Raw genomic sequence first — 2,881 nt, forward strand, 5'->3', positions numbered from 1 at the left:
GCGGCCCGCGAGGCCGCCCGCACCGCCGCGACGCTGGACGACCTCGCCGCCATCCTGGCCCGCTTCGAGGGCTGCGCCCTCAAGGCGACGGCGACGAAGCTGTGCTTCGCCGACGGCAAGCCGGGCGCCCCCGTGATGTTCATCGGCGAGGCGCCGGGCCGCGACGAGGATCTGGAGGGGCTGCCCTTCGTCGGCCGCTCGGGCAAGCTCCTGGACCGCATGCTGGCGGCGATCGGGATCGACCGGCACGGGCCCGTCGAGAGCAGCGCCTACATCGCCAACACGGTGCCGTGGCGGCCGCCCGGCAACCGCACCCCGACCCCGCTGGAGACCCAGATCTGCCTGCCCTTCGTGCAGCGCCAGATCGAGCTCGCCGATCCGGACGTCCTGGTCTGCATGGGCGCGCCCGCCGCCCAGACCCTGATCGGCACCCGCGAGGGGATCATGAAGACCCGCGGCCGGTGGTTCACGTACCACACCGGCAAGCGCGAGATCCGCGCCATCGCGACCTTCCATCCCGCCTATCTGCTGCGCCAGCCGCTCGCCAAGCGCCTCGCCTGGCGCGATTTTCTCAGCGTCAAGGCGGCGCTCGCCGAACGCGCGAAAGCCTGACGCACGCTGCCGCGGGCGCGGCAGCGGATGGCCGATGTCGTCTCGGGAGAACTCCAGCCGAGGCCGCAGGCCTCAGGGCCGGGCCATCTTGCAGGAGGGATTGAACGCCCAGTTGCGGTCGAGCCCGACCACACACCACTCCACCCCGGTGCTGGCGCCAGCGAAGCCGGTGTTCTCGGCGATCGAGTAGTGGATGGTGCGGGCGTGGCCGTCGTTGGTGAGCACCCGGCCGGAGCAGAAGCGGCGCGGAATGGTGCCCGACGCCCACGGCATGAACTTCACCTCGTGGACGCGCTCGAAGCCGACGATCTTCAGCTCGGAGTTCCAGAACCGGCGCTCCTTCTCGGCGAAGGCCTCCTGGATCTGCAGCAGCGGCCACGACTCCTCGCAGAGCGGCACCACCGCGTCGTAGCGCGGGCCGGACAGCCAGAAGTTCAGCTCGAACAGGTTCGCGGCCCGCGATTCGGCCGCGACGCCCCACAGGAGCGCCGCGGCCGCAGCCGTCGCCAGCAACCGGACGTATTTCCGAGTGGCGCTCATGGCCGAACCCCCTGCCTTCCCCGTGCGCGACCGTGCCGCGGTGGTCCGGCAGGGTCAAGAGCCGCCCCGCCTCTCCCCGCACGAAGCTCCGCAGGTGTGGCCCGTCTGCACAGGGGGGACGCTGGTGGGTCACTCGCCACTGGCCCGGGTTATCATCGTATGACAACATCAATCATGCCGACACGAGACACCAGCTTCGAGACCCTTCTGGACCTCGACGGCGAGACTTTTCGGTAGATCTGGCAGGTGCTTACGTCGTCCGCTTCGTCGTCGGGCGGGTTCCCGCGAGCGTCGACCGACCGCACGGCCCCGTCTACAGCCTGACCCTGCACGGGCCGACGGGCGAGCGTCTGGTCGGCTTCGACAACGCCCATGGCCTCACCGATCGGACGGGACGCCGCTCGCCAACGCACGACCACCGGCACCGGCTGCGGGTCGTGAGGCCCTACGACTACCGCGACGCCGCCACGCTTCTCGCCGATTTCTGGGCGGAGGTGGACGGCGTCCTCGAAGAACTTGGAGTTCGGACGTGACGACACTGACTGTCGGCATCGCGACCTACGAGCAGTTCAAGGAACGGACGCTGGCCATCGCGCGTGGCGAGCACAAGCCCGCGCGCGGGGAACCGAAGATCTGGTTCTCGTCGATCGAGAGCTTCGCGAAGGTGCTTTCTGATCGCAACCGAGCCTTGTTGCAGGTCATCGCGCAGACACGGCCGCAAACATTGACCGAGCTCGCCCAGGCGACGGGCCGCGCGAAATCGAACCTCTCACGAACCCTCAAGACGATGGAACGCTATGGGCTCGTGCGGTTCGAGAAGGTCGGCCGGGCGATGGCGCCGCGGACGACCTATACGGACGTGGTGCTCGAACTGTCGCTGGCGCCGGCACGGCCGGCCGTCTCCGGTCCCGCAGCGGGCCGATCGTAGGCGCCCTACCCCCAGTCCCCCAGCACCGCCTGCACCAGCGCGAGGGCTGCGACGGCCGCCGTGTCGGCCCGGAGAATGCGCGGGCCCAGCGCGAGGCGGACGACGCCCGGACGTGCCAGCAGCAACTCGCGCTCCTCCGGCGAGAAGCCGCCCTCGGGACCGATCAGCACGGCGACCGGCACGGACGCGGCGGCCGCACCGGCCTCTCGCACGCCGGCCAGGGCCGCGAGCGGATCGGCGACCGGCGCGTCCTCGTCGCAGAAGACCAGGCGGCGGCCCGAATCGAGGGCCGCCAGCGCCTTGTCGAGCGGCACCGGCTCGGCCACCTCGGGCAGCGCCAGGATGCCGCACTGCTCGGCGGCCTCGACCACGTTGGCCCGCATGCGCTCGGTGTTCACCCGCTCGGCCTGGGTATAACGCGTCACCACCGGCTGCAGCCGCGACGCTCCCATCTCGACCGCCTTCTGGACCAGATAGTCGAGGCGGGCCCGCTTCAACGGGGCGAACAGGTAGTGGAGGTCGCCGGCCGGCGTCTGGGCCCGGATCCGCTCGACCACCGCGAGTGCCATGGCCCGCCGGCCCTCCTCGGCGAGAGCGGTCCGCCACTCGCCGTCGCGGCCGTTGAAGGCCAGCACCGGATCGCCGGGCTTGAGGCGAAGCACGTCCCTGAGATAATGCAGGTGCGGCGCGGCCAGCGCGACCCGGGCACCGGGCGTCAGCGCCGCATCGACGAACAGGCGGGGACTGCGGAAATCGTAGCGCGCCATCGCGCTCCTCCCGGAGACGGCGGCCCGGCCGCCG

The 2,881-nt window shown here is 71.0% G+C and carries 5 protein-coding genes; 3 read left to right on the forward strand and 2 right to left on the reverse strand.

The features are described 5' to 3' along the window. The coding region (locus tag CH341_RS30240; protein WP_146604689.1) for a uracil-DNA glycosylase at positions 1-612 on the forward strand (612 nt) is incomplete at its 5' end. A gap of 72 nt (positions 613-684) precedes the next feature. On the opposite strand, the gene CH341_RS30245 is transcribed toward CH341_RS30240, so the two are convergent. Further along, positions 685-1,152: a hypothetical protein gene (locus CH341_RS30245; RefSeq protein ID WP_111423199.1), complete on the reverse strand. Its 468-nt coding sequence runs from the start codon at positions 1,150-1,152 to the stop codon at positions 685-687. A gap of 32 nt (positions 1,153-1,184) precedes the next feature. Here CH341_RS30245 and CH341_RS36550 point away from each other — a divergent pair, with 32 nt between their 5' ends. Both CH341_RS36550 and CH341_RS30255 read left to right on the forward strand, forming a co-directional pair. Beyond that, the gene (locus CH341_RS36550; RefSeq protein WP_245431324.1) at positions 1,185-1,685 is read left to right on the forward strand and encodes a toxin-antitoxin system TumE family protein; all 501 of its coding nucleotides are present in this window, start codon (positions 1,185-1,187) and stop codon (positions 1,683-1,685) included. Further along, on the forward strand, positions 1,682-2,080 hold the full coding sequence (locus CH341_RS30255; RefSeq protein WP_111423201.1) for an HVO_A0114 family putative DNA-binding protein: 399 nt from the start codon (positions 1,682-1,684) through the stop codon (positions 2,078-2,080). The genes CH341_RS36550 and CH341_RS30255 overlap by 4 nt, the downstream gene beginning before the upstream one ends. A 5-nt stretch (positions 2,081-2,085) precedes the next feature. On the opposite strand, the gene CH341_RS30260 is transcribed toward CH341_RS30255, so the two are convergent. After that, positions 2,086-2,847, reverse strand: coding sequence for a 16S rRNA (uracil(1498)-N(3))-methyltransferase (locus tag CH341_RS30260; RefSeq protein ID WP_111423203.1), 762 nt, complete (start codon positions 2,845-2,847; stop codon positions 2,086-2,088). Between the last annotated feature and the right edge of the window lie 34 nt (positions 2,848-2,881).

The organism is Rhodoplanes roseus (genome assembly GCF_003258865.1).
In the GTDB taxonomy this organism is placed as follows: domain Bacteria; phylum Pseudomonadota; class Alphaproteobacteria; order Rhizobiales; family Xanthobacteraceae; genus Rhodoplanes; species Rhodoplanes roseus.

What these genes read in the sequence shown, in the direction of transcription:
- CH341_RS30245 (WP_111423199.1), bottom strand. Translation starts at nt 1,152, where the DNA reads ATGAGCGCCACTCGGAAATACGTCCGGTTGCTGGCGACGGCTGCGGCC.
- CH341_RS30260 (WP_111423203.1), bottom strand. Translation starts at nt 2,847, where the DNA reads ATGGCGCGCTACGATTTCCGCAGTCCCCGCCTGTTCGTCGATGCGGCG.